General features: G+C 62.0%; 20 protein-coding genes. 8 read left to right on the top strand and 12 right to left on the bottom strand.

Annotated features, from left to right (window positions below):
- Window positions 1-73: 73 nt before the first annotated feature.
- From QN222_RS25055 to QN222_RS25045, 3 genes are all read right to left on the bottom strand, one after another.
- Window positions 74-2,626 (bottom strand): ligase-associated DNA damage response DEXH box helicase, encoded by a 2,553-nt coding sequence (locus QN222_RS25055; protein ID WP_283961936.1) that lies wholly within the window; start codon window positions 2,624-2,626, stop codon window positions 74-76.
- Between the two features lie 95 nt (window positions 2,627-2,721).
- Entirely contained in the window at window positions 2,722-3,357 is a 636-nt protein-coding gene (locus tag QN222_RS25050) for a YitT family protein (protein WP_283961935.1), read from the bottom strand.
- A 152-nt stretch (window positions 3,358-3,509) separates the two neighbouring features.
- Entirely contained in the window at window positions 3,510-4,502 is a 993-nt protein-coding gene (locus tag QN222_RS25045; protein WP_283961942.1) for a class I SAM-dependent methyltransferase, read from the bottom strand.
- A 152-nt stretch (window positions 4,503-4,654) separates the two neighbouring features.
- Between QN222_RS25045 and QN222_RS25040 the strand changes: the two genes are divergently transcribed.
- From QN222_RS25040 to QN222_RS25030, 3 genes are all read left to right on the top strand, one after another.
- Entirely contained in the window at window positions 4,655-4,921 is a 267-nt protein-coding gene (locus QN222_RS25040; RefSeq protein ID WP_180940092.1) for a DUF6460 domain-containing protein, read from the top strand.
- Window positions 4,922-4,923: 2 nt separating this feature from the next.
- Window positions 4,924-5,427, top strand: coding sequence for a CAP domain-containing protein (locus QN222_RS25035; protein WP_283961934.1), 504 nt, complete (start codon window positions 4,924-4,926; stop codon window positions 5,425-5,427).
- Window positions 5,428-5,580: 153 nt separating this feature from the next.
- Complete coding sequence (locus QN222_RS25030) at window positions 5,581-6,948, top strand: MATE family efflux transporter (RefSeq protein WP_283961933.1); 1,368 nt, start codon at window positions 5,581-5,583, stop codon at window positions 6,946-6,948.
- Here QN222_RS25030 and QN222_RS25025 read toward each other — a convergent pair.
- Together QN222_RS25025 and QN222_RS25020 are read right to left on the bottom strand one after the other, a co-directional pair.
- Window positions 6,924-8,012 carry a quinone-dependent dihydroorotate dehydrogenase gene (locus QN222_RS25025; protein WP_283961932.1) on the bottom strand — a complete coding sequence of 363 codons (1,089 nt, stop codon included), beginning with the start codon at window positions 8,010-8,012 and terminating at the stop codon, window positions 6,924-6,926. The genes QN222_RS25030 and QN222_RS25025 overlap by 25 nt on opposite strands.
- On the bottom strand, window positions 8,009-8,356 hold the full coding sequence (locus QN222_RS25020) for a DUF952 domain-containing protein (RefSeq protein WP_283961931.1): 348 nt from the start codon (window positions 8,354-8,356) through the stop codon (window positions 8,009-8,011). The genes QN222_RS25025 and QN222_RS25020 overlap by 4 nt, the downstream gene beginning before the upstream one ends.
- A 105-nt stretch (window positions 8,357-8,461) precedes the next feature.
- Here QN222_RS25020 and QN222_RS25015 point away from each other — a divergent pair, with 105 nt between their 5' ends.
- Window positions 8,462-8,896, top strand: a complete 435-nt coding sequence (locus QN222_RS25015) for a hypothetical protein (RefSeq protein ID WP_283961930.1) — start codon at window positions 8,462-8,464, stop codon at window positions 8,894-8,896.
- 89 nt (window positions 8,897-8,985) lie between these two features.
- On the top strand, window positions 8,986-9,633 hold the full coding sequence (locus QN222_RS25010; protein WP_283961929.1) for a response regulator transcription factor: 648 nt from the start codon (window positions 8,986-8,988) through the stop codon (window positions 9,631-9,633).
- Window positions 9,634-9,833: 200 nt separating this feature from the next.
- Here the strand turns inward: QN222_RS25010 and QN222_RS25005 are convergent, their stop codons facing one another.
- Window positions 9,834-13,340, bottom strand: a complete 3,507-nt coding sequence (locus tag QN222_RS25005) for a PAS domain-containing hybrid sensor histidine kinase/response regulator (RefSeq protein WP_283961928.1) — start codon at window positions 13,338-13,340, stop codon at window positions 9,834-9,836.
- A 364-nt stretch (window positions 13,341-13,704) separates the two neighbouring features.
- On the opposite strand from QN222_RS25005, the gene mscL reads away from it, so the two are divergent.
- Complete coding sequence (gene mscL, locus QN222_RS25000) at window positions 13,705-14,133, top strand: large conductance mechanosensitive channel protein MscL (protein WP_283961927.1); 429 nt, start codon at window positions 13,705-13,707, stop codon at window positions 14,131-14,133.
- A gap of 244 nt (window positions 14,134-14,377) precedes the next feature.
- A complete protein-coding gene (locus tag QN222_RS24995) occupies window positions 14,378-15,544 on the top strand; it encodes a pyridoxal phosphate-dependent aminotransferase (RefSeq protein WP_283961926.1) in 1,167 nt (388 codons plus the stop codon).
- Window positions 15,545-15,605: 61 nt separating this feature from the next.
- Here QN222_RS24995 and QN222_RS24990 read toward each other — a convergent pair whose 3' ends face one another.
- Window positions 15,606-16,946: a pilus assembly protein TadG-related protein gene (locus QN222_RS24990; protein ID WP_283961925.1), complete on the bottom strand. Its 1,341-nt coding sequence runs from the start codon at window positions 16,944-16,946 to the stop codon at window positions 15,606-15,608.
- Window positions 16,947-17,290: 344 nt separating this feature from the next.
- Between QN222_RS24990 and galE the strand changes: the two genes are divergently transcribed.
- Window positions 17,291-18,295, top strand: coding sequence for a UDP-glucose 4-epimerase GalE (galE, locus tag QN222_RS24985; RefSeq protein ID WP_283961924.1), 1,005 nt, complete (start codon window positions 17,291-17,293; stop codon window positions 18,293-18,295).
- 68 nt (window positions 18,296-18,363) lie between these two features.
- Here galE and QN222_RS24980 read toward each other — a convergent pair whose 3' ends face one another.
- The 5 genes from QN222_RS24980 to QN222_RS24960 all read right to left on the bottom strand — a co-directional run bounded on the left by QN222_RS24980 (window position 18,364) and on the right by QN222_RS24960 (window position 24,804).
- Window positions 18,364-18,669: a chorismate mutase family protein gene (locus QN222_RS24980; RefSeq protein WP_283961923.1), complete on the bottom strand. Its 306-nt coding sequence runs from the start codon at window positions 18,667-18,669 to the stop codon at window positions 18,364-18,366.
- A 689-nt stretch (window positions 18,670-19,358) separates the two neighbouring features.
- Window positions 19,359-20,363, bottom strand: a complete 1,005-nt coding sequence (gene cydB / locus QN222_RS24975) for a cytochrome d ubiquinol oxidase subunit II (RefSeq protein WP_283961922.1) — start codon at window positions 20,361-20,363, stop codon at window positions 19,359-19,361.
- Complete coding sequence (locus tag QN222_RS24970; RefSeq protein ID WP_283961921.1) at window positions 20,353-21,771, bottom strand: cytochrome ubiquinol oxidase subunit I; 1,419 nt, start codon at window positions 21,769-21,771, stop codon at window positions 20,353-20,355. The genes cydB and QN222_RS24970 overlap by 11 nt, the downstream gene beginning before the upstream one ends.
- Window positions 21,772-21,960: 189 nt before the next feature.
- Window positions 21,961-23,349, bottom strand: coding sequence for a glycosyltransferase family 39 protein (locus QN222_RS24965; protein ID WP_283961920.1), 1,389 nt, complete (start codon window positions 23,347-23,349; stop codon window positions 21,961-21,963).
- A 285-nt stretch (window positions 23,350-23,634) separates the two neighbouring features.
- Entirely contained in the window at window positions 23,635-24,804 is a 1,170-nt protein-coding gene (locus tag QN222_RS24960) for a M20 aminoacylase family protein (protein WP_283961919.1), read from the bottom strand.

The raw sequence follows: 24,804 nt of genomic DNA, 5'->3' as shown, positions 1-24,804 counted from the left end.
GTTCGCCCCGGCCGGCATCCCGCTTTGAACACATCGGCTGAACGAGAGGCTTGCAATCTCTCTCATATCGCTTCTACTCATAGGCATCTTGGCTGCCGCCCATCGCTTCGTTGATCAGGTCGTCGGCCGCTTCCGAGAGCAGGAAGTCGTGCGCCTCGCCCTGGACCGCTTCCTTCCCGATCTCCAGCATCACGGGTATGGCGAGCGGTGAGATATGATCGAGCCGTCTATGGGTGATGTGCCCCTTGATTCGCTTGAGCATAGACCCGAGCCGGCCGATGTCCAAAAGTCCCGTCGCGGCGTCGTTGCGCGTTGCCTCCAGCAGGATGTGGTCCGGCTCGTGCGCCCGCAATACGTCGTAAATGAGATCGGCCGAAACGGTAATCTGCCGCCCGGTCTTCTCCTTGCCCGGATGGCGCTGGTCGATCAATCCGGCGATGACGGCGCAATTGCGGAAGGTGCGCTTCAAAAGGAAGGATTCGTTCAGCCAGGCTTCGAGATCGTCGCCGAGCATGTCTTCGTCGAAGAGTTGCGCGAGCGACGGGCGACGGGCCCGGAAGGCGCTGCTGAGATCGTCGAGGCCCCAGACGGCGAGCGAGTAGTCGGTGGCGACGAAGCCGAGCGGTTTCAAGCCGGCGCGGTCAAGGCGCCGGGTCAAGAGCATGCCGAGCGTCTGGTGCGCAAGCCGCCCTTCGAAGGCGTAGATCACCATGTAATGACAACTGCCGCGCGGGAAGGTTTCGATCAGCAGCTCGTCCTCGCGCGGCAGCATCGAGACGTCCTTCTGCAGCGCCAGCCAGTCACGCACTTGGTCGGGTAACGAGGCGCGGCGCGCGGCATCGGCAAGCATCTTGCGAACTTGCGCCGCGAGGTATGTGGAAAGGGGAAATTTGCCGCCGGCGTAGGTCGGCACCTTCGGGTCGAAGGAAAAGGCCTGAGAGACGAGGCACTCGTTCTCGCGGATTCCCTCGAAGCGGACCACCTTGCCGGAAAAGAGGAATGTGTCGCCCGGCGACAGCATTTCGAGGAAATATTCCTCTACCTTGCCGAGCGTCATGCCGCCGCGGCCAAGCGAGCGCCGCGCGTCGCGCTTGACCATGCGCACGTTCAGCATCGGGGATTCGACAATGGTTCCGACATTGAGGCGGTATTGCTGGGCGACCATCGGGTTCGATACCCGCCAGAGCCCGTCCTTGGTCTTGCGGATGCGGGCGTAGCGCTCGTACGTGCGTAGCGCGTAGCCGCCGGTGGCGACGAAATCGACGATGCGCTCGAAAGTCTCCCAGGAAAGGTCCGCGTAGGGTGCCGCGCTGGTGATTTCCCGATGAAGATCGACGGCATCGAAGGGCTTCGCGCAGGCAATTCCCAGGACATGTTGGGCCAGCACGTCAAGCGCGCCTCGGCCGAGGGGTGGCGTGTCCTGTGCGCCGATATAGTTGGCGTCGAGCGCCGCCTGGCATTCCATCACTTCGAAGCGGTTGGCAGGCACGAGGATCGCCCGGCTGGGCTCGTCCATGCGATGGTTGGCTCGGCCGATTCGCTGTGCAAGGCGGCTCGCCCCCTTCGGTGCACCGACATGGACCACCAGATCGACATCGCCCCAGTCGATACCGAGATCGAGCGTCGAGGTGGCGACGACGGCGCGCAGCCGGTTTTCCGACATGGCCGCCTCGACCCTGCGGCGCTGCGCGACGTCGAGCGACCCATGATGCAGCGCGATCGCCAGGTTGTCGTCGTTGATCTTCCAGAGCTCCTGGAACAGCATTTCCGCCTGGCTGCGGGTGTTGACGAAAAGCAGCGTCGTGCCGTGATCCTTGATCGCGGCATAGACGTCGGCGATCGCATAACGCGCCGAATGTCCCGCCCAGGGCACGTGCTCATCGGTGCGCAGGATCGAAATTTCCGGCTTCGCGCCGCCGGAAACGGTGATCAGTCCGGCGTGATTCTCCCGTTCTTCGCTCTGGGCCACGAGCCAGCGCTGCAGGTCCATTGGTTCGGCGACGGTTGCCGAAAGACCGATCGTCTGGAGGTTGGGCGCAAGCCGCCGCAGTCGTGCAAGGCCGAGCGAGAGCAGATGGCCGCGCTTCGAGGTCACCAGCGAGTGCAATTCGTCGAGCACGACGTAGCGCAGATCCTTGAAGAAGCGCTCCGCTTCGCCATTGGCGATGAGGAGAGCCAGCTGCTCGGGCGTGGTCAGCAGGATATCGGGCGGATTGAGCTTCTGGCGCTGACGCTTGCCTTGCGGCGTGTCGCCCGTCCGGTTCTCGATCCGGACCGACAGGCCCATCTCGGCCACGGGCTTCATCAGGTTGCGCTCGATGTCGACCGCGAGCGCCTTCAGCGGCGATATGTAGAGGGTGTGAATGCCGATGAAGGGCGAGCCCGGTGGGATCTTGCCACGTCGGGTAAGCGCGACAAGCGACGGCAGAAATCCGGCAAGCGTCTTGCCCGCACCGGTCGGTGCGATCAGAAGCGTGCTTTCTCCCGCCTCCGCACGGGACAGAAGCTCGAGCTGGTGGGCGCGGGGTCGCCAGCCCTTCTCGGCGAACCACCGGAGAAACGGCGCCGGCAACGTCAGCGCGTCGCTTTCCGGCAATGGAGAATCGATCCTGTTCACGGGGAACAAAAGTAGATCATGTTCGGGAAAAGAGAAGCCCGCGCATTGGCATTGCCAGAGACAACCTGCCTCTGCGTAGGCTGCCGCGTGCCAAGACCCTTCAGTTAAAGCGCGATGTAACGATCGGCGCGGTGGTTGATGGCCACAAACAGGTTGAGGACGACCGCGCCGAGCACCGACCAGATGACGACGGACGGCGTCGTCACGGCAAACGCGGTCGCGAGCACGACCATGTCGATCGCAAGCTGCACCAGCCCGGCGCGAATGCCGAAGCGCTCCTGCAGATAGATACCCAATATGCCGACGCCGCCGAGGCTCGCGCGATGGCGATAGAGCGCCAGCAGTCCGTATCCGAGCAGCAGGCCGCCGAGCAGTGCAGCCCAGGCCGGATGGATTCCGCCAACCTGAAACAGGCGCGACTGCATGTCGGTCAGGAACGACGTCAACGCGATGGCGATGAAAGTCTTGACCGTGAAGGCCGGCCCGAGCCGCTTCAGCGAGAGATAGAAGAAGGGCAGGTTGAGAAGAAAGAAGGCAAGGCCGAAGTTCACGCCGATGGCGTAATGCAGCAGGAAGGCGACGCCGGCGGTGCTGCCGGTCAGGAGTCCGGCACTCGCGAGGAAATAAAGCCCGAGCGCGGCGACGAGGCTGCCGGAAAAGATGCCCTGCACGTCCTCGACAGGCGTATGCCGGGTGGGACTGGTATTCCAGAGACCGAAGACGCTGCTGATCTGTGCCATGACGAAACCCCGATTGCACCGCATGATTCCTTAAATCGCAATCGATCTAAGGACAAAATCATGCAACATTTCAAAGTGCTCCAGCGACCTTAGCGCGTCGGATTGACGCGCGGCGCTGTAGGCCACAGCATTGCTGCAATGCACAAAAACATTCAAGAAAAATATGTAAGCAATGCTGACCTATTTTCGCTTGGCAGCTTTGCGTTCCATGCAGGCTTCCGTGCGAGAAACAGTATGCCCGCGATCGGCTTTCCGGCATCCGTGCGAATGATCGTGCGCTCCGTTGCAATCAGCGAAAATCCGCGTTCGGTGCAGACGTCGACAATATAGGGTTCGGAATGCGCGTAACGCAGCGACGGCCGGAGGGTGAAACCCTCGTCCGTTGCCGCGTCCTCGACCGAAAAGGCGAAGAGACCGCCGTGCGCGAGCAGTCGGTCGGCAATCACGAAGACAGTTTCGAGATTGCCGAGATACATCAACACATCCGCCGCACTGACGAGATCGGCCCTTTCAGGCGGCAAATCGCCGAACGCGCCCGACTCCTCCGGCCCAAGCGACAGGTCCGCCTGCGCCAGACGGTCGTAGGTCGCCTTTGCCTCGGCCTTGGCCAACATGTTGGCAGAGAGGTCGAAGCCTTCGAGATAATCACAGCGATGGCGGATGCGCTCACCGAAGAGGCCGGTGCCGCAGCCGAGGTCGGTGACGTGATGAAAACGGCGGCCGTCGGTCGCTCGGTCGATCAGGGCGGCGAGCTTGTCGGGCACGCTGTAGTCGAGCTTTTTGATAAGCGCCTTGTCGAAGCGCTCGGCATAGTCGTCGAAGAGGCGTTCGACATAGACGCTCGGCGGTTGCTCGGGCGTTTCGGCCGCGCCGAGAAGGGCGAGTTTCAGGCCAGCGCCGAAAATGTCGTCGGGATTGAGTCGCAGCGTGTTGCGGAGTGCCTCGATCGCTGCCTCTTTTCGGCCAGATTTCTCCTCATAGTCCGCCAGCCGAAACCAGCCGGCGGCCCAGTCGGGCGCGCGTTCGAGAGCCTGGGCCATCAGTTCCGCCGCACTTTGCGGTTCACCGGCTTCGGCGAGCATTTTGGCGTAGTCGGCGCGGCGATCGGCGATCAGGTCGCCGGAGGAGAGCTGGTTGAGGGTCATCGACATGACGGCGTGGTTGCGATGGACGCTTCTGACGTCGGCCACGATAAAATACAAGCGGAATCTGAAAGACGGGGCAAGTCGCTTTCCGTTACGCCTTGCGACCTTGGTGGCGGCGGCTTATTTGAAGGGAAACAGGAGAATTTTCGCCGATGTCGGACGGCCTTAACAAGTTTCTAGGAGACACGCCGCTGCGCGTGCTGGTCAAGCTCGTCGTCGTGTCGATCCTGGTCGGTTTTGTCATGACCGTGTTCGACTGGTATCCGGTCGACATCTTTTTTGGCATTCGCAATTTCCTGCTCGACCTGTGGCGTACGGGTTTCGCAGCCCTCGGAAGGGTCGGCGACTATCTGTTGCTCGGGGCGGCAATCGTCATACCCGCCTTCCTCATTCTTCGTGTCTTGAGCTATCGACGGTAAGCATGCAGCATCAGCAATTCTTCAACCGCAGGCGCGTCCTGTTGCGGGCTGGCGGTTTCCTCTCGCTCGGCGTGCTCGCCGGCTGCACGACATCAAACCTCCTGTCCACCGGCGAAGGCAGCGGAAGCGACCAGACGACGGCGACACTTGGCTACGTCAACACGCTGCGGAAGGATCGCGGGCTGACGTCGCTTGCTCACGACCCGGTTGCGTCGGTCGCGGCATTGAGCCAGGCGGCGCGCATGGCGCGTGTCGGCAAGATGCAGCACAACATCGGCTGGCGCGACAGTTTCCACGACCGGATGAAGGAGCAGGGCGTTACCCTTCCGGCTGCGGAAAATATCGCCATGGGCCAGGACGATGCGGAGAGCGCCTATAACGCCTGGTTCCATTCTCCGAAGCATCTCGAAAACATGCTCGGCAGCTACCGCGGCCTCGGTGTTGCGGTGGCGCAGAATTCCGCTTCCGGAAACCGCCCCTATTGGGCCATGGTGCTGTCCGGCTGACCTGATTCCCTACTGCATGTCTCCTTAGATCCTAGCCGATTTGAGGATAAAAACATGCAGCAATTCAAGGTGCTACGGCGTCCTTCGCGCGCCTGAATGGACGCGCGGCGCTGTAGTGGGGCGGTTCGGAAGCCACCCGTTAGGAATTCGACGATGGCCGCCATGGAAACCCTCGAACGCGACTCGCATGCTGGCGGAGCCGGCCCGTTTCACGTCACCAATCGGCTGATTTTCTCCATCGCCTTGCCGATGACGCTGGGGTTCCTGACGACGCCGCTGCTTGGTCTTGTCGATACCGCGGTGGTCGGCCGCCTCGGGCGGGCGGATCTGCTGGCCGGGCTCGCGGTCGGCGCCGTGATGTTCGACCTGATTTTCACGACCTTCAACTTCCTCCGGGCTGCTACCACCGGTCTCGTGGCGCAGGCCTATGGCCGGGGCGACCGCCGTGAGCAGCAGGCGGTCTTCTGGCGGTCGCTGGTGATCGCGCTTGTCTCGGGAGCCGCCATCGTCGTGCTCTCGCCGTTGCTCTTTTCTGCCGGTCTGTGGCTGATGGCGCCCGGCGCCGAGGTCGAAGCGGTCACGCGCACCTATTTCTTCTATCGGATCCTGTCCGGGCCGGCGGCACTTGCCAATTACGCGATCCTCGGCTTCGTCCTCGGACGCGGCGAGGGCTCCATCGGCCTCCTGCTGCAGACGCTCATCAACGGCATCAACATCGTGCTCGCCATCCTGCTCGGCCTCGTCCTCGGGTGGGGCGTGACGGGCGTGGCGCTGGCGACGGTGACGGGCGAAGTCGTCGGCGCGCTCGCGGGTTTCGCATTCGTCTATAGGCGATTTGACTGGCGCGACGCACCGGATTGGGCTGCGATTTTCGCCCGCGAGCGGCTGAAGCCGCTGTTCGGTCTCAACCGCGACATCATGATCCGCTCGTTCGTGCTGCTCGCCGCCTTCACGCTGATGACGCGGATCGGTGCGGCGTTTGGGCCCGTGACGCTTGCTGCCAACGCCGTACTGATGACGATCTTCCTGGTCGCCGGATACTATCTCGACGGCCTTGCGAACGCGGCCGAGCAGCTTACCGGACGATCGATCGGTGCCGGATATCGTCCGGCCTTCGATCGCGCTCTGCGGATGACCGCGCTCTGGTCGCTGGGGCTTGCCGCACTGACGACGCTTGGCTTCCTCGTCTTCGGCGATGACCTGGTCGCCGTGCTGACGACCGCGCCGGATGTGCGTGCGCTGGCTTATGAGTATATGCCCTGGGCGGCGCTGACGGCGCTGACCGGCGCGCTCGCCTTCCTGATGGATGGCGTCTTCATCGGCGCCACCTGGTCCCGGGACATGCGCAACATGATGCTGGCGGCCTTCATCGGCTATGCAGTCGCGCTCGCTGTGCTGGTCCCGGTCTTCGGCAACCATGGGCTCTGGGCAGGGCTCAATCTGTTCCTGCTCATGCGCGGCGTGTTCCTGCTTGTCCTCGTGCCGCGCCGTGCCGCTCAGGCGTTTCGCGCGGCCCAGTAGTCCAGGCGACTGTCGCGGATGTCGCGGATCGAGGCAAGCTGTTCACGATCACAGAGCTCTGAAAGGCCCCGCACGATCCGGCCGGGCAAGCCCGGCCCTTCATAGACCATGCAGGAATAGAGCTGGACGAGATCGGCGCCGGCGCGGATCTTCTCCGCCGCGGTTTCCGCAGAGTGGACGCCGCCGACACCGATGATCGGCAGGGCCGGGCCGACGCGCTTGCGCATCCGCGCGAGCACGGCCGTCGATTTTTCGAAAAGCGGCCTGCCGGAAAGTCCGCCGGCTTCCTTAGCCTGTCGCTGATCCGTCAATCCGTCGCGTGCAAGCGTGGTGTTGGAGACGATCAGGCCGTCGAGATCGTGCGCCCGCACTTCTGCCGCGATATCGTCCATCCCTTCTTCGGTGAGATCGGGGGCGATCTTCAGGAAGACGGGGACTCGTTTGGCGCTTTTCTTTGCTTCCTCGTCGCGGGCCGCAAGCGCGGCCGAGAGCAGCGCTGCCAGGCTTTCGCGCGCCTGGAGGTCGCGAAGGCCGGGCGTGTTCGGCGACGAGATGTTGGCCGTGAAATAGCGCGCGACCGGATAGAAGGTCCGGATCCCCGCGACATAGTCGCTGATACGATCTGCACTGTCCTTGTTGGCGCCGATATTGACGCCGATCAGAGCCTGACGCGAGCAGCCTTGAAGGCGGGCAAGCGCGGCTCCATGGCCTTCATTGTTGAAGCCGAGCCGGTTGATGACCGCCTGGTCCTCCACCAGCCGGAAGATGCGGGGCTTGTCGTTGCCGGGCTGCGGCCGCGGCGTGACCGTGCCGATTTCCGTGAAGCCGAAGCCGATCTTCAGGAGTGCTTCCGGCACTTCCGCATTCTTGTCGTACCCGGCCGCCATGCCGATGGGATTAGGGAAAGTGAGGCCTGCGATTTCTTGGCCGAGGCGCGGATCGTCAGGCGCTGCGCAACTCGGCACGAGCCCGCTCTTGAGCGCCTTGACCGACATTCCATGCGCTGTTTCCGGATCGAGAAGAAACAGGCCACTGCGCGACAAAAACTTCAGGGCATCGATCATGGTAGAAGCTCGGGAAAGACGTGAAGGCCGTCGGCACCCAACGGCAAGGGCTTCTCCCAGATCACCGCATCGAGCGGGAGCGGCCCGTAGAGATGGGGAAACAGCGCGCCGCCGCGCGAAGGTTCGTAGACGAGCTTGTCGCCGAGGGCGACGCCGTCGATGGCAATGAGCAGCAGTCCGTCCTGGCCCTCAAAGTGCCTTGCCGCTGTTTCGACGACCTGGTCGCCGGTCGAGAAATGGATAAAGCCATCGGCGAGGTCGACCGGCGCCCCGGTGAATTGTCCTGCCCGCCGCGCCTCCTGCCATAGAAGTGCCGGAACGATTTTGTATATAGTAGCGTTCATGTGCCCGCTTGTCCGTCGTGAAACCCAATCGTGGCCTTGCCGCAAATATTGGCGCTTGTCCACCACGGAAGGCGGATTTCCGCAGCATCCAATGGAGTGGCTGTTATGAGGAAGGTGGTTGCGGCACTGGCGATGGGGTTGACGCTCGGCTGGGTCGCGTCGGCCGACGCGCAGGAAGTGCCTCCGGGGCGCTACAGCATGCAGAAGTCGGACACCGGCATCGCGCGGCTCGACACCGAGACGGGCGAGGTTACCCTGTGCCGGGAAAGGGACGGCGAACTCGTCTGCCGGATGGCGGCCGATGAGCGAGCGGCCTTCGAGCGGGAGATCGATCTCCTGACCAAACGCGTCGAGGCACTGGAAAAGGCGGTCAAAAGCGGTGAAACTGCGATGAAACCGGCTCTTCCGAGCGACGAAGAGATTGACCGGACGATGAGCATCATGGAAAGAATGATGCGCAAGTTCATGGAGATCGTGAAGGATCTCGAAGGGGGCGGCGACGGTTCCACCGATCGTACCGAAGTGCCGCAAAAGACCTGACGGGCACCGGCACGAACCATTGAGACGCGACCCGGCGCGTTGGAGGATGCGCGGGGTCCGGGGCCGAGGCTCTTGGGAGGGAGCATCCAATGCCGGAAATGACCATCATCATCGCCGATGACCACCCGCTTTTTCGTGGTGCAATGCGCCAGGCGCTGAGCGGCATGGCCGATGCTCCGGGTATTGTCGAAGCCGGTGATTTTGCAGCCGCGCGCAAGGCTGCGGCGGATTGTCCGGATGCCGACCTGATGCTGCTGGACCTGACTATGCCTGGCGTCAGCGGTCTTTCGGGCCTGATTGCATTGCGGGCGGAGTTTCCGAGCCTCCCGGTGATGATTGTCTCGGCCCACGACGATCCGGCGACCATTCATCGTGCGATCGATCTTGGTGCCGCCGGTTTCCTCTCCAAGTCTGCTGGCATCGACGAAATTCGCGACGGCATCTCCAAGGTAATCGCCGGCGAAGTTTTTGTGCCGGCGGGTTACGACCAGAATCAGGAATATGAACCGGAAGTGGCCGACCTCCTGCATCGGCTGCAGACGCTGACGCCGCAGCAGTCGCGCGTGCTCAGCATGCTCGCCGAGGGCCTGCTCAACAAGCAGATCGCCTACGAGCTCGGCGTCTCCGAGGCGACGATCAAGGCCCATGTTTCAGCGATCCTGCTGAAGCTCAACGTCGACAGCCGCACACAGGCCGTCATTCAACTGTCGAAGATAGGCACGGTGGCGGCGGCTTGATTTGGCGCTTCGTCGGTAAAATCTCGGAAAATGTGAGCGGGTCTCCGCCCCTCATCCGGCCTGCCGGCCACCTTCTCCCCGCTCGCGGGGCGAAGGAAACTCGCGGCAACCGCCAAACCTCCAAGTCCCTCTCCCCGCTTGCGGGGAGAGGGTTAGGGTGAGGGGCGATTGCACACGGTTTGTTCGGCTAAATAGCGCCCCTATTCCGCGGCCGCCTTCCCCGCAACGGAGAGCTGGGTCAACCATGCGCGCATGGCTGCCGGACGGACGGGCTTGTTTTGCAGGGCGACTCCGTCGCGTTCGGCGGCGCCGCGCACCTCCGGCGAGCGGTCGGCCGTGACCAGCAGGGCCGGAATGCTTTCTTCCCAAAGCGCGCGGATGCGGGCAATCGCTTCGATGCCGGTGCCGTCGCCGAGGTGATAATCGGCGATGATCGCATCGGGTCTCTTCGCCTGATGGCCGCGCCCCATTTCCGAACAGCCGGCAAGCGATTCCACCGTGGTGACGCTGCAGCCCCAACCCCCAAGCAGCACCGCCATGCCATCGAGAATCTTCGGCTCATTGTCGATGCAGATGACGCTCAAGCCGGTCAGGGCGTCATGCGTCTTCGCGGCCGCGACATCCCGCGGCTTGGCGCGTTCGCTGACGCTTGCCTCGAGCGGCACCGTGACTTTGAAGCCCGTGCCTTTGCCATGCTTCGACTGAAGGCTGACCGGGTGGTTGAGGACGCGCGAGATGCGGTCGACGATCGAGAGGCCGAGCCCGAGCCCGGAGGCCGTCCGCGCCCCCTCGTCGAGGCGTGCAAACTCCTTGAAGACGGTGCGGAATTTCGACGGCGGTATGCCGATACCGGAATCGAGCACCTCGATCGTCGCGGCCCGGCCGCGTCGGCGCACCCCGACGAGCACCTTGCCCTTCAGCGTGTATTTGATGGCGTTCGAGACGAGGTTCTGGACCACCCGGCGCAGGAGGTTCGGATCGCTGCGCACGACGAGTGATGTCTGCATGACGATGAGTTCGAGACCCTTCGCCCGCGCCATTGGCGCGAAATCCGTCTCGATGCGCCGGAGCAGTTCGTTGAGCGGCACCGACTGCAGGCGCGGCTTCATCGCCCCGGTGTCGAGCCGGGAGATATCGAGCACCGCTCCAAGAATGGCTTCCACCGATTCCAGTGAGGAATCGATGTTCTGGACGAGTGTGCTGTTGTCGGAATCGCCGAGCCGCTCGACGAGCGACGAGGAATAAAGGCGCGCCGCGTTCAATGGCTGCAGGATGTCGTGTCCGGCGGCGGCGAAGAAGCGGGTCTTGCCGATGTTGGCTTCCTCAGCTGCAGCCCGCGCTTCGGCGAGCTCCCGGTTGACCCGCGTTAGTTCGCCCGTCCGTTCTGTGACGCGCAGTTCCAGCGTCTCGTTGGCCTGTTTCAGAGCCATGTCGGCTGCGACGCGCTGCGTGATGTCGGTATAGGTCGTGACGATGCCCTTGTCCGGCATCGCATTGGTTCTGACTTCTATGATGCGCTCACCATTGGCGAGTTCGAGCAGGAACGGTTTGTCGAGCGTCAGGAAGTTGGCGATCAGCGCTTTCTCCTGGCCCTTGCGGATATCGCCGCGTCTCGTCAGGATCTCGACGATATCGGCGAGCGGGAAACCGACCTGGCCTGCTGCCTCCGGCAGATCGAGCAATTGCCTGAAGCGGCGGTTCCAGATGATCAGGTTGTTGGCATTGTCGAAGACGGCGATGCCCTGATCCATTTGCGAGAGCGCCGTTTGCAGCATGTCCTGATTGTATTGCAGGGCCTCGCTCGCCTGATCGAGCAGCCACGCCGTATCCGACGAGGCATCATCCATCCGCTGCAGGACGAGCGAAAGCACGAGGCGGGCCGAGGATGAACCGATGGCGCTGCCGAGCAACTGTTCCGAGAAATGAATGAGCGCCATGTCGGCGGAAGCATTCTCGTCGAGCCAGCGGCCGGATTGTTGCTCATAGGTGTGGAAGGAGCGCTGCATGCGTTCCTCGCCCATGTAGCGGGCGATCGTGGTCTTGAGGTCGCGCACCGTCACCTTGGTCTTGCGCCCGCGGAACGTTCCTTCCGTGCGCGAACGACGGGTGATGAACACGCCGGCCTGGAAGCGCTCCAAGGGTTTTGGGGTCCGGGTCAGCGACGCAAGCACGTAGGTCGTCATGTTGACGAAAAGGCTCAGCGCTGTGGCGTTGACCAGAGGATCGGCGTCAGGTCCCGAAAAGAGATCCGTGAACGGCAGAAGGAAACTCAGGATGGTCGTTGCCACGTGTGAATTGTCAGGCCCGCCGAGGCTTGGCAGGAACAGGAGATAGGCCCAGACGAGAAAGCCGCAGACCATTCCGGTGATCGCGCCGCGGGCATTGGCCTGTCGCCAGACGAGGCCGCCGAGAAGTGCAGGCGCCATCTGCGACACGGCAACGAAGGACAGCAGCCCAAGCGACGCGAGGCCTGCACTGATATCGGCCGAGCGATAATAGGCATAGCCGAGCAGGAGGACGACGAAGATCGCGGTCCGGCGAATGTTGAGCAGCGTCCCCGCCATGTCCTCCTGGAGTGCACCACGCGAGCCGAGCCGCCGGCGCAGGAACACCGGCATGACGATGTCGTTGGAAATCATGATCGACAGCGCCACCGATGCGACGATGACCATGGCGGTGGCCGCGGAAAAGCCGCCGATGAACGTCGTCAGCGACAGCAGGGGGACTTCGCCGGCAAGCGGCAGCTTCAGCAAGTAGAGGTCTGCGTCGCCAGAGCCCGAGAAGGTCAGAATGCCTGCGATGGCGATCGGCAGTACGAAGAGGTTGATTGCGATCAGATAAAGCGGAAAGAGAACGCCCGCGGTGCGCAGTTCGGTTTCAGTGCGGTTCTCCACGACTGTCACATGGAATTGCCGCGGCAGCATGATGACAGCGAAGGCCGAGAGCACGATCAGCAGGATCCACCGCGCCGGCGGCGTGCGGTATTCGAGGGCGGCAAGGACCGCAGGACTTTGCTGGGCTTGCGCCCACAGGTTCGCGGGGCCATCGAACAGGACGAAGACGACGTAGGCGCCGATCGTGAGCATCGCCACGAGCTTCACGACCGATTCCATGGAGATCGCGAGAATCAGACCGTCCTGATGCTCGGTCGCATCCGTATGGCGCGTCCCGAAGACGATCGCGAAGCAGGCAAGGAAAAGCGTCACGAGCAGCGGCAGATCGATGAAAGTCTGCCCGGCACCGATGCCGTAGTCGCTCGTATTGATCATCGCGGCGACCGAGCTCGAGACCGCCTTGAGCTGGAGAGCGATGTAGGGAATGGCACCGACCAGTGAGATCAACGCAACGATTGCGGCGACGGCCGGGTTCTTGCCGTAGCGTGCCGCCATGAAATCGGCGACGGATGTCAGCTTTTCGGTCTTGGCGAGTTGGATGATGCGGCGCACCAGCGGCATGCCGAGCGTGAACATCAGGATCGGGCCGATATAGATGCCGGTGAACTCGAGTCCGCGTTCGGCCGCCAGTCCCACGCCGCCGAAATAGGTCCAGGACGTGCAGTAGATCGCGAGGCTGAGCGCATAGACCAGCGGCCTGCCTCTGCTGGCAGCGCTGTTTCTCCTGGCTCGCCGGTCGCCATAGCTTGCGACTGCGAAGAGCAGCAGCAGATAGGCGAAGGCAGAGGCGAAAATTACAGAACCCGAAAGCATGCCTCGCTCCTCCGCAAAGCAGCATAGGACAAGTCCGGCAGGTTGAGAATTGCCCGCCTATGCGTCTTAAGTCCAAGAAACAAGCGGGCATTCCTCGGCGGTGAAGACGCAACTCTCAGAACGGCCGTTGGCCGGATAGCATTTGATCAAATGCGAAGAACGGTTCCCACTGTGCGAGCTTTGGTCTAGATTCCAAACCAGCGGTTGCCGCCACCGCATGTTTCCTTTGACCGTAGCTGATCAAAGGACAAAAACATGCAGCAGATCAAAGTGCTACAGCGACCCTTGCGCGTCTGACAAGACACGCGGCGCTGTAGGACAGATGCGGTTGCCGTTCTCAAACGGGGACTATACGGAGAGACGCATGCTGAACGAATTCAAGGAGTTTATTGCCCGCGGCAACGTAATGGATCTCGCGGTCGGCGTAATCATTGGCGCCGCCTTCAGTAAGATCGTCGACTCGGTCGTCAACGACCTCGTGATGCCGATCGTCGGCGCCATCACCGGCGGCGGCTTCGACTTCTCCAATTACTTCATCCCGCTTTCGGCAAACGTCACCGCACCCTCGCTTGCGGCCGCTCGCCAGCAAGGCGCCGTGTTCGCCTACGGCAACTTCATCACCGTGCTCATCAATTTCCTGATTCTTGCCTGGATCATCTTCCTGATGATCAAGCTCGTGAACCGGGCTCGTGCTTCGGTCGAAACGAAAAAGGAAGCGGAGCCCGCAGCTCCGCCGCCGCAGGATATCGTGCTTCTTTCCGAGATCCGCGATCTGTTGAAACAGCGCGCCTGATTCCCTCAAGGGCGTCGATTGCGGCTTCCGGTTCACTCGGAAGCCGCGAAACATCACAGAAATCGATAAACCGGTCAGATAATGTCGCGTGATCGTGTGCGCAAAAGCGTCTAGAAGCGGCGGGCAATTTACAGCGCCGGGCGTCTTATCAGACGCGCAAAGGACGCTGTAGCATTTTGAATTCCTGCATGTTTTCGTCCTTAAGTCGGCTCCGATTTAAGGAAACATGCAGTAGGAGCCCGCCATGCCGATCATGACCAGTCTCAGCCCCCGTTCTCTTTCGGCCCCCGAAAGCGGCATCGTCGAGGTTGTGAACTACGCGCGCGGCCGCGAAGGTGTGATCCCGCTCTGGGTGGGCGAGGGGGATCTTGCCACGCCGGACTTCATCAGCCGAGCTGCCGGGGCGGCGCTTGTGGCGGGTGAAACCTTCTACACGTGGCAGCGTGGCATCCCGCCGCTGCGCGAAGCGCTGGTGCGCTACTATCAGCGACGGTTCCAGAAGACGCTGTCTCCGGAAAATTTTTACGTCACGGGATCGGGCATGCAGGCGATCAAGCTTGCGATCGAGGCGGTGACGTCGCCCGGCGACGAAGTGGTGCTGCTGACGCCCGCGTGGCCGAATTTTGCTGCCGCTACAGAGATTTCAGGAGCGCGGCCGGTTTCCGTGCCCCTGCGTTTCGAACATGGCAAATGGCAGCTCGACCTCGATCGGCTCGAGGCCGCCATCGGCGAGAATACGCGGGCCTTGTTCATCAACACGCCGTCCAATCCGACCGGCTGGACCGCGACGCGCGATGATCTCAAAGCCATTCTGACGCTCGCGCGCAAGCACGGTCTCTGGATCATCGCCGATGAGATCTATGCACTGTACCACTATGCCGGCGGGCGGGCGCCGTCGTTCCTGGATATCATCGACGATGACGACCGAATTCTGTTCGTCAATTCCTTCTCCAAGAACTGGTCGATGACCGGCTGGCGCGTCGGCTGGATCGTTGCGCCGCCGGCGATGGGACAGGTGCTGGAAAATCTGATCCAGTATTCGACATCCGGCGTTGCCCAGTTCATGCAGCGCGGCGCAGTTGTGGCCCTCGATGAGGGAGACACCTTTGTCGATGAGAACATCGCCAAGGCGGAACTGAGCCGCGACCTGCTCTGCGACGCGCTGATCGCGACCAATCGCGTCGAAACCCTGAAGCCGGACGGCGCGCTCTATGCATTCCTGAAGATCGACGGCGTGACCGATTCACGGCAAGCGGCGATCGACATCGTTGACAAGACTGGTGTCGGATTGGCGCCAGGAACCGCCTTCGGCGAAGGCGGCTCGCTCTTCATGCGCGCCTGCTTTTTGCGCGATCCGGCGCAGGTGGCGGAGGCGGCGGCGCGCCTCAGCCGCTATATACTGAGCCGGTAGCGTTGCTCTCCCCAGTCGATCGAAGCAACCTCAAGTCGTCCCGGCAGAGCAACATCCCGATCTAGCGCACGAGCCGGATTGCGCCCGGATAGTAGACGCCCTTGTCGGCGAGCTCCGTCGTACAGTCCATCTTGAATGTGCTGTTACCGGTCAGTGTAATTTCCTGGGCGATCAGCCGGATGCACTCGCCGCCCGTTGTGCCATTGCCCGAGTATTGCAGCTCTGCGGCGTCGGGGAGGTAGACGATACCGGTCAGGGACGACCGGCTGTTTCCGTTGATGATTGCGGTCTCCACATTTCCATGCTCGGCGACGATCGAGAAGCCGGCCCAATCACCTTCGAGTGACGGCGAGATATCGAACGTTGCAGAACCGTTGATGTTGAGTACGGCGCCATTCATGAGGAAGAAAGTCACACCTTTCCCGGTCACATTGGCCTGGCTGCCGAATTCCAGACGCCCGCCGTCGATGATGTAATAGCCAGGCAGGAGATTTACGGCGCGCTTGATGTCCAGGCTTTGATAGGTTCCGGGCTTCAGCGTGACGACGTAGCCCTCATTGTTGTTCTTGGGCGTCTTGCCGGTGCCGTTGCAATCACCATTGCCGCCGCCGCCGCTGATGAAATCCTGCCCGCAGCCGGAGAGATCGACCCACGCCGATGTCTTCGGCAGGGCTTTTCTCTTGAACGGGTCGGGCACGCGCGACGCGCTTTCCATCGCCTTGTCGCAAGCAAGTTCGACCGATTGCGGCGCACTGTAGATGGCGCCGGCCGCGTAGAGACACTCCGCCTTGAGCTTGCCTGTGCCGCCGACATAGATCGATTGATCGTCGTTGGAGTCCGAGATGACGGTGCAGCCGGTCAGATCGACTGCTGCGCTGCCGCTGACTTCGAATGCCCGATCGGCCGTGTTATGCAGTGCCAGAATACAGGCTTCCGCGCTGGCCGCGCGCGCAGCAACGGCCTGGCGCCGGATTTCGAGAGGCAGGCGCTCCAGGAATATCGGCTTGTAGTCGAAGCTGAATTCCGCTGCGGCGACGTCTTCGATGGTGCTGCGTGTGAAGGCGACGGACAATGCGCCTTGCGTCGGCGTGTCCGCGAGGTCGGCCCCCTCCACGATGACGTCTTCTTTCGGCAGCGCGTAGTTGCTCCAGAAGAATTTCTCTGCCGCCTCGGAGGCTTCGCTTTCGTCCGCGCCTTCGCCGTAGGCTCGCACGGAACCGAGCGCGGCGGCGTCCAGCGCGGCCTGAATTTTCTCGGCTTCGAGATAGGCACCGACGAAGTCGAGCGTGAGCCCGACGGCGGCGATGATGGGGACGATCGCGATTGCTCCAAGGACGGCGAAATTGCCGTTTTTGTCGCGGGCCAGTCGTCGCAGTTGGGCATGGAGCTTCGCACGTCTCATTCGTGGTTCCCCCTGGAAGGCCAATATTTCGAAAGGCTAATGCATGCCCGCTTCAGAAACCGTTATTAAGTGTCTATGTATTTTAGTAAAATTTAATATTTTGAAGATTTCAGGAGAGAAGGGCGTCTATGCCGGTCGTCACGCCCGGTCATGCGGACGGCGGAGGTGTGCATTCGGCACAGATGCGGCGTGATCCATAAAATTCTCGCTAATCGGCAGATCGGTGCTTAACTACAGCCGCGAGAATATCGGGCCAAGGCCGCTGGGCGCGCCCCGAAGTTACCAATTCAGAAAGCTCAACTCGTCTTTCCTGTCTCCATCTTTGAGGGGACGGAAACCGGGCAATGGCGGTATTGGTAACGGGTGGAGCGGGCTACATCGGCAGCCACATGGTGTGGTCGCTGCTTGATGCGGGCGAGTCTGTCGTCGTGGTCGACAGGTTGTCCACAGGTTTCCGCTGGGCGATCGCCCCGGAAGCAAAGTTCTATTTCGGCGACGTCGGCAACAGGACGTTGCTTGGCAGGATCTTCGCGGAAAACAAGATCGATGCAGTCGTCCATTTCGCGGGATCGGCGGTCGTGCCGCAATCCGTCGCCGACCCGCTTACCTATTATGAAAACAACACGGCGAACACGCGCACGCTGATCGCCGCGACGATCGCGGCCGGTATTCGCCACTTCGTCTTCTCGTCGACCGCGGCAGTTTATGGCACGCAGGATACCGCCGATCCGGTCAAGGAAACGGCGGCATTGCGTCCCGAGAGCCCCTATGGCCGCTCGAAGCTGATGTCGGAAATCATGCTGCAGGATGCCGCGGCCGCTCACGATTTCCGCTATGTGGTGCTGCGCTATTTCAACGTCGCCGGGGCAGATCCGCTCGGTCGCGCCGGTCAATCGACGGCTGGTGCCACTCATCTCATCAAGGTCGCGTGCGAAGCCGCTCTCGGCACACGCCGCAAGGTCGATGTCTACGGAACCGACTATCCGACCGCCGACGGCACCGGCATTCGGGACTATATCCACGTTGCCGATCTCGTTACGGCACATAAGGACGCGCTCGGCTATCTGAGAGGTGGCGGCGAACCGCTGACGAGCAATTGCGGTTATGGCAAAGGCTTTTCGGTGCTGCAGGTTCTCGACACGGTGCGGCGGGTCTCGGGGCGTGATTTCCGCGTGGACTATGCGCCGCGGCGTCCGGGCGACGCTGCGCAGGTCGTCGCGGACCCCTCGCTTGCGCGGTTCAAGCTCGACTGGGTGCCGACCCACGCAAGCCTCGAAGACATCGTCCAGAGCGCCTTCGACTGGGAGGTATATCTCAGCCGCAAGAACAGCTATGACAAGGCGGTCTGAAGAAAGAGGTAGGATGACCGTGTCGGCGCGTCGGGAGCAATTCCGATGCCCCCTGGCAGAACGCAGGGCTACTCGTCCGCCTCGCCAAGCAGCCTGCGTTCGTGGGCAATGGCATGATCGATCAGCTGCGCCCAGATGCCCTCGTAGAAATCGGGATCGAGACCGCGTTCGCTCGCGTGCCGACGCGCATTCTCCCGCACTTCGGCCACGCGTGCCGGGATATCGGCTTTCAATTTGAGCGGCCGCTTTATTTCGGCCGCGCGATCGATGTAGCCCCAGCGCTCCGCGAGCAACGTCATCAGGGCGCGGTCGAGCCGATCGATCTCGACACGCACATCTGCCATTGTCGTGCATTCTGCGGGGGTCTTCTGCATCGCTCGTCCAGCTCCTGCGGGGCGGAAGCCGCCCTACTGCATGTTTCCTCAAATCCTAGCTGACCTAAGGATAAAAACACGCAGAGATTCAAAGTGCTACAGCGCCCGTTGCGCGTCCGACAAGACGCGCGGCGCTGCAGGTTCGTCGCGGCCGAACTGCTAGCAAAGGGAAGCGTGGCTGAGAAGAGGCAAAACGGCCGCAGCGGCTTAGCGGGATGAGGAAAAGTGTGTGCGGTTTTCCGCCCGCATCCCTCTAACTTACTGGAACGATCACGTTGGGTGATCCACTGCAGCTTCTGGAGTGGTCACCTCGGCGGGTGATCGCCGGAGAGGAGGGCGCGGTCCTGTCTCCGCCGACGATCGCCCGCCGATGTGTGTGAAGACATTAGGCCGTCAAACTGGAGCGAGGCTTTTTCGCTGAGTCAGAGCGGAGTGCGGGCGGAACACCGCGCACACGTTTCCTCAAGCCCGCTCTACGGCGCCGTGCGTCTTTTAGGACGCACGAAGGACGCTATAACTCTTTGAATCTACGCATCGCGCTTTCCGAAAATCGCGTCCGATTTTCGGGCCGATGCGCTAGGTGCCCAGCACCAGTTTGATCGCGAGGCCGACGATGCCGACCGCAGCCACGCCTGCAAGCCAGAGCGCGACAAACCAGAGAAGTTTCCGGCCTGAGCCACCCGCTCGCATCAATGGTAGCCCTCCTCCGGATCGACCTTGCCGCGGAAGACCCAATAGGCATAGCCGGTATAGGCGAGAATGATCGGGACGAGGACGAGGGCTCCGGCAAGCAGGAAGGCAAGGCTTTCCTCGGGTGCGGCCGCTTCCCAAATGGTGAGCGACGGCGGCACCATATAGGGATAGAAACTGATGCCGATGCCGATGTAGCCGAGGACGAAAAGACCGAGGGCCGCCACGAACGGCTGCGCGTCGTACCGCTCGCGAATACCCTTGATGAGGAGATAAAGGCAACCAAGGACGAGCAAGGGAACGATGATGCTGAAAATCGCCGTCGGCCAGCCGAACCAGCGTTGCAGATAGACTGGCTCGAGAAATGGCGTCCAAAGGCTGACGACACCCATCGCCCCGACGGTCGCAAAGCAGCACTTGAGCGCAATTGCGCGTGCCCGGTCGGCGAGATCGCCACGCGTCTTCATCACGAGCCAAGTGGCGCCAAGCAAGGCATAGCCGACGACAATCGCGATGCCGGTCACGATGGAAAAAGGCGTCAGCCAGTCCCACCAGCTGCCGGCATAGGCGCGGTCTTCGACCGGTATGCCCTGGACGAGTGCGCCGAGTGCGATCCCTTGCGCGAAGGCGGCCAGCATTGAGCCGCCGGCAAAGGCCCAGTTCCACAGAAATTCGGCGCGCTTCGTGCGCCAGCGATATTCGAACGCGACGCCCCGGAAGATGAGGCCGATCAGCATGGCGATGATCGGCGCATAGAGCGCCGGCAGGACCGTCGCATAGGCAAGCGGGAAAACGGCCATCAGGCCGCCGCCGCCGAGCACGAGCCAGGTCTCGTTGCCGTCCCACACGGGCGCAACCGAGTTCATCATCACGTCGCGATCATGCTTCTCGGGGAAGAGCGGGAAAAGGATACCGACGCCGAGGTCGAAGCCATCGAGAACGACATAGGCCAGAACGGCAAAGGCGATGAGGGCGGCCCAGATCAGTGGCAGATCAAAATCCATGATGCGCTCCATGAGATTTGGCGCTCGCCGGGCCGTGTGCGGCGGCACCGGCCGTGCGGATCGGGCCCTCGTCCAGTTCCGGCATCGTGTCGCGTGGGAGCCGCGCCATCAGCCGCAGGATGTAGAAGGTTCCCGCGCCAAAGACGAAGAAGTAGACGATGATGAATGCCAGAAGCGAGGCGGAAACGGCAGGAGCTTCGATCGGCGCGACGGAGTTGGCCGTCAGCAGGTGGCCGTAGACCGTGTAAGGCTGGCGGCCCACTTCGGTGGTTACCCATCCCGCCAGAACCGCGACGAAGCCGGCAGGGCCCATCAGCACCGCGGCGCGGTGGAGCCAGGGATCGCTGTCGAGCGTACCGCGGTAGCGACACCAGAGCGACCATAGCCCGATGCCGAGCATGGCCAGCCCGATGCCGACCATGAGACGGAACGACCAGAAGATTACAGCGACCGGCGGATGCAATTCGTCGGGGATCGTGTCCAGTCCGGCAAGCGGCGCATTGAGGTCGTGTTTCAGGATCAGGCTCCCGAGCTTCGGCACCTCGATCGCGTAGTCGATGCGTTTCTCGGCCGTGTTGGGGATGCCGAACAGCACGAGCGGAGCGCCGTCGGGGTGGCTTTCGAAGTGACCTTCCATCCCCATCACCTTGGCGGGTTGGTGTTCGAGCGTGTTGAGCCCGTGCTGGTCGCCGGCGAAGATCTGGATCGGCGCGACGATGGCCGCCATCCACATCGCCATTGAGAACATGGTGCGGGCGCGGCGCGGTGCCGTCTGGCGCAGGAGATGCCAGGCGCCGCAGGCGCCGACGACGAAAGCCGTCGTCAGATAGGCGGCAAGCACCATGTGGACGAGACGGAATGGGAAGGACGGGTTGAAGACGATCGCCCACCAGTCGACCGGCATGAACTGACCGGCTTCGTTCATCGCAAAACCCGCCGGCGTCTGCATCCAGGAGTTTGCGGACAGAATCCAGGTCGCCGAGATCAGCGTGCCGATCGCCACCATGGCGGTTGCGAAGAAATGCAGTCTCGGACCCACTCGGTTCAGGCCGAAGAGCATGACGCCGAGAAAGCCGGCTTCCAGGAAGAACGCGGTGAGTACCTCGTATCCCATTAGCGGGCCGATGATCGGACCGGCCTTGTCGGCGAACACGCTCCAGTTGGTGCCGAACTGGTAGGACATGACGATGCCTGACACGACGCCCATGCCGAAGGTGACCGCGAAGATCGTCTTCCAGAAGTTGAAGAGCTCCAGATAAACGTCGTCCTTCTTCCAGAGCCAGAGAGCTTCAAGAACGGCGAGGTAGCTGGCAAGCCCGATGGAGAAGGCTGGAAAGATGATGTGGAACGAGACTGTAAAGGCAAACTGCATGCGGGCGAGCATGGTTGCGTCGAAGGACTCAAACACGACGTGATCCTCTTGGGCGTTGCCGGAAAGCCAGGCGCCGCCTGTCAGCCGGAGCCGTCATTTCATCGTGTGATTGAATCTGAAGCAAATTTGCCAAACGTCAATGACAGGCGAATCGCCACGTTGTCACACTGCGGCAATGTTTCGCTTGCGGCATTTCGCGTGCCGGCCGGGATCCTGCTGCGTCACCTATCGTTGAGCAGAGAGCACGACCATCCTTTTGCCCCGGTAGGGATGGTCCATCACCGCCTTGTAGCCGGCGACGTCCTTGCTGTCCCGGCATATGACGATCGCGCGCCCGTCCGGATGGTCGGTAAACCATTGCGCCAGCTGCCGCGGTGGGACGTCGTCAACGGGTTTCTCAAGCCGTGCCAGGAAGCCCACCTCCGCGTGATAGTTCGCGATGAAAGCCCAGTCCTTGTCGCGATTTGCACGCATATAGGCGGCCACCGGCTCCAGATCGTAGCGCTTCAGGATCGTCGCCGATGCGATGATCTGGCCGGCGACGATGGCGACGACCATGATCGCCACGCCATGGGCCATTTGCCGGGTTGGGACCTCCTTCAGGCAAAGAACCATAGCAAGAACGACGGCCGGCACGAGCGGCAGCAGGTAATGCGGCTGCTTCTCGCTGATGAGGGAGAACAACAAGAAGGTCGGCACGACCCAGCAAATGAGGAACCGCATTCCTTCCGTCTCCCACAAGCCTTCGCGCAGCATGGCAGCGCCTTTCCAGAAGCGGGGAAGGAAGATCCACGGGATAAGCGCCACGGGCAAGAAGGGGAGATAGAAGTAGAAGGGCTGAACGTGGGCGTCGAGCTTTCCGGTCGCCCGCCCGACCGTCTGCACCCAGAGCAGCGCATAGGCAAATTTGCCGTCTGCCTGCCACAGCACCGGGATGAGCCAGCAGAGAACGATGACGGCCGCCACTCCCAAAGCTGCGAGAATTCCGAGGTACCACCTTATCGGCTGCCTTAAATCGCTGGCCCAGAGCGGCGCCAGCAAAATTGGGAACAGTACGTGGAGGAATGCCACCGGTCCTCTGGCGAGAATGCCCAGCCCCAGGGATACGCCGATAAGGACCACGGAACGCCAATCCCGCTTGCGCGCATAGGCGACCGTGCCGATGAGCGACAGCAGAACAAAAACGGTCAACGTGAAATCGAAGTAGATCAGGGTGCTGTAGACGAGAAACGGCACACTCGCGACCATGATTATGGCGGTGCGATCACCCTGGTTGTGAAAGCCGGGAAACAGCACGCGGCCGAGAGCGACCGTAAGATATACGCTTGCCAGGGACGAAAGCACGACCGGAAGCGTAGCGGCCCAGCGAGAGACCCCGAAGATCGACCATGAGGCGTTGATGAGCCAGAACAAGAGGGGGAGCTTGTGGTGATAGGGTACGAAGTTCATCGTCAGCGGCTTGAGCCATTCCTGGCGCAAGTACATCTCCCAGGCGACGCTGGTGTAGCGCGTCTCGTCGATGGGCAGGAGTGGTCTGAAGGAGATCGCTGCCAGGAACAGGATAAAAACGACGAGGGGGAGCCAAACGAGCCTGGTCCAAGTGGGAAGGGCCATATGCACGCAGTATATTTCCGCTGATGTTGTTGCTCTCGACAACATGAGCGGAGAACCTGTCTGGTCGCTGTCAAACACTCAAGCTACTCGAAACAGGGCGTCCCGCATGACGCTGTTTTCATGCATGCGCTTCAGATCACGATGATTTTAGACCGGATCGACCTGAAATCATAAACGTCACCGCTCTACAGCGCCGCGTCCAATCGGACGCGCAAAGGTCGCTGTAGCATTTCACTGCTGCATGATTTTATCCTTAAATCGGTTCCGATTTAAGGGGGAATGCAGTTAGAGCCGGGCAAGATAGGTCTCGGCGAGTTCGGTCCAGAAGGCGGCGCCGATCGGCAGCAGATCGTCGTTGAAGTTGTAGCCGGGATGGTGGAGCGGCTTTTCCTCGCCCGTCGCCTTCGTTCCGAGGAAGAAATAGCTGCCGGGCCGCTCTTTCAGCATGTAGGCGAAGTCTTCGCTGCCCATGAAAGGGCGCGCAAGATCAATGACCTTGTCGGTGCCGGCGAAGCGGATCGCGAGGTCGCGCACGAAATCGGTCTCGGCCTTGTGGTTGATCGTCGCGTCGTAACTCCGCTGGTAATCGACCGTGGCACGCATGCCGAAGCTTGCCGCCTGCGATTCCGCGATCATGCGGATACGGCGTTCCAGCTCGTCGCGAACGGCGGGGTCGAAGGAGCGAATGCCGACGACGATCTCGGCCCGTTCCGGGATGATGTTGCTAGCGGAGCCGGCGTGAAAGGCGCCGACCGTGACGACGGTCGGGTCCATCGGGTGGATATTGCGCGACACGATGGATTGTAGCGCCATGACGATGCTGGCACCGCAGACGATCGGATCGGCGGTCTCCTGCGGTTCGGCACCGTGACCGCCGCGGCCATGAACGGTGATCCGCGCCTCGTCGACCGCCGCCATGATCGGGCCCTCGCGCAAGGCGAACTGGCCGAAGGGAAGGTTCGGTTCGTTGTGGAGCGCGAACACTGCGTCGCACGGGAATTTCTCGAATAGGCCGTCATCGATCATGATTTTCGCGCCGCCGAAGTTCTCCTCGGCCGGCTGGAAAATGAGGTGGATCGTGCCGTCGAAATTCCCCCGTTCGGCAAGCGCGCGAGCGGCGCCGAGCAGCATCGCCGTGTGGCCGTCATGCCCGCAGGCATGCATCAACCCGGGTGTCCTGCTGGCATAGTCGAGCCCGGTTTCCTCGTGGATCGGCAAGGCATCGATATCGGCGCGGATGCCGATCGAGCGCGAGCCGGTGCCGCTCCTGAGCGTCCCGACCACGCCAGTTTTCGCGAGTCCCGTAGTTACCGTGTAGCCGAGTGCATCGAGGTGTCGGGCAATGAAGGCGGAGGTCCGCGTTTCCTCGAGACCCAATTCCGGGTGCGCATGCAGGTCGCGGCGGATGGAGACCAGCTCCGGCATGGCGTTGTCGATGGCGGCGGCGAGCTTCAT

Source organism: Sinorhizobium sp. 6-70 (assembly GCF_030124375.1).
Classification (GTDB): Bacteria; Pseudomonadota; Alphaproteobacteria; order Rhizobiales; family Rhizobiaceae; genus Sinorhizobium.
The sequence above is the reverse complement of the archived record's forward strand: the minus strand, read 5'-3'. Positions and strand labels throughout refer to the sequence as shown.

What these genes read in the sequence shown, in the direction of transcription:
- QN222_RS25050 (WP_283961935.1), bottom strand. Translation starts at nt 3,357, where the DNA reads ATGGCACAGATCAGCAGCGTCTTCGGTCTCTGGAATACCAGTCCCACC.
- QN222_RS25045 (WP_283961942.1), bottom strand. Translation starts at nt 4,502, where the DNA reads ATGACCCTCAACCAGCTCTCCTCCGGCGACCTGATCGCCGATCGCCGC.
- QN222_RS25040 (WP_180940092.1), top strand. Translation starts at nt 4,655, where the DNA reads ATGTCGGACGGCCTTAACAAGTTTCTAGGAGACACGCCGCTGCGCGTG.
- QN222_RS25035 (WP_283961934.1), top strand. Translation starts at nt 4,924, where the DNA reads ATGCAGCATCAGCAATTCTTCAACCGCAGGCGCGTCCTGTTGCGGGCT.
- QN222_RS25030 (WP_283961933.1), top strand. Translation starts at nt 5,581, where the DNA reads ATGGCCGCCATGGAAACCCTCGAACGCGACTCGCATGCTGGCGGAGCC.
- QN222_RS25025 (WP_283961932.1), bottom strand. Translation starts at nt 8,012, where the DNA reads ATGATCGATGCCCTGAAGTTTTTGTCGCGCAGTGGCCTGTTTCTTCTC.
- QN222_RS25020 (WP_283961931.1), bottom strand. Translation starts at nt 8,356, where the DNA reads ATGAACGCTACTATATACAAAATCGTTCCGGCACTTCTATGGCAGGAG.
- QN222_RS25015 (WP_283961930.1), top strand. Translation starts at nt 8,462, where the DNA reads ATGAGGAAGGTGGTTGCGGCACTGGCGATGGGGTTGACGCTCGGCTGG.
- QN222_RS25010 (WP_283961929.1), top strand. Translation starts at nt 8,986, where the DNA reads ATGCCGGAAATGACCATCATCATCGCCGATGACCACCCGCTTTTTCGT.
- QN222_RS25005 (WP_283961928.1), bottom strand. Translation starts at nt 13,340, where the DNA reads ATGCTTTCGGGTTCTGTAATTTTCGCCTCTGCCTTCGCCTATCTGCTG.
- mscL (WP_283961927.1), top strand. Translation starts at nt 13,705, where the DNA reads ATGCTGAACGAATTCAAGGAGTTTATTGCCCGCGGCAACGTAATGGAT.
- QN222_RS24995 (WP_283961926.1), top strand. Translation starts at nt 14,378, where the DNA reads ATGCCGATCATGACCAGTCTCAGCCCCCGTTCTCTTTCGGCCCCCGAA.
- QN222_RS24990 (WP_283961925.1), bottom strand. Translation starts at nt 16,946, where the DNA reads ATGAGACGTGCGAAGCTCCATGCCCAACTGCGACGACTGGCCCGCGAC.
- galE (WP_283961924.1), top strand. Translation starts at nt 17,291, where the DNA reads ATGGCGGTATTGGTAACGGGTGGAGCGGGCTACATCGGCAGCCACATG.
- QN222_RS24980 (WP_283961923.1), bottom strand. Translation starts at nt 18,669, where the DNA reads ATGCAGAAGACCCCCGCAGAATGCACGACAATGGCAGATGTGCGTGTC.
- cydB (WP_283961922.1), bottom strand. Translation starts at nt 20,363, where the DNA reads ATGGATTTTGATCTGCCACTGATCTGGGCCGCCCTCATCGCCTTTGCC.
- QN222_RS24965 (WP_283961920.1), bottom strand. Translation starts at nt 23,349, where the DNA reads ATGGCCCTTCCCACTTGGACCAGGCTCGTTTGGCTCCCCCTCGTCGTT.
- QN222_RS24960 (WP_283961919.1), bottom strand. Translation starts at nt 24,804, where the DNA reads ATGAAGCTCGCCGCCGCCATCGACAACGCCATGCCGGAGCTGGTCTCC.